Source organism: Microbacterium karelineae (assembly GCF_009745985.1).
In the GTDB taxonomy this organism is placed as follows: domain Bacteria; phylum Actinomycetota; class Actinomycetes; order Actinomycetales; family Microbacteriaceae; genus Microbacterium; species Microbacterium karelineae.
In genome coordinates, this window is sequence record NZ_WFIX01000129.1 from 1 (window position 1) to 428 (window position 428).

1 protein-coding gene is annotated in these 428 nt (G+C 37.1%); it reads right to left on the bottom strand.

Features of this window, described 5'->3' with window-relative positions; translation table 11 throughout:
- Positions 1-342, bottom strand: a 342-nt coding sequence (locus GB932_RS22210; protein ID WP_156758940.1) for a sigma-70 family RNA polymerase sigma factor, incomplete at its 3' end; no start/stop codon positions are given.
- Positions 343-428: the final 86 nt, after the last annotated feature.

A 428-nucleotide genomic window follows, 5' to 3' on the forward strand; every position in this document is an offset into this window, starting at 1 on the left:
AATTGATTGACGGATCCACCATACTGCATAAGAGATAAATTTGAAACCTCTAGTTTCATCGTACCTTTTTGCCGCTTTCATTAATCCTAAGTTACCTTCATTGATCAAATCGGGTAAAGAAAGACCTTGATTTTGGTATTGTTTAGATACAGATACTACGAAACGAAGGTTGGCTTTGATTAATTTCTCAAGTGCGGCTCTGTCGCCTGCACGTATTCTTTGTGCCAATTCTACTTCCTCGTCCGCAGTGATCAGTTCCACTTTACCAATTTCCTGCAAATACTTGTCTAATGAAGCAGTTTCCCTGTTGGTAACCTGCTTAGTGATTTTTAATTGTCTCATTTATTTTATCCTCAAAAAAGAGTTACGATGAAACTAGAGGTTTCAAATTTATCTCTTATGCAGTATGGTGGATCCGTCAATCAATT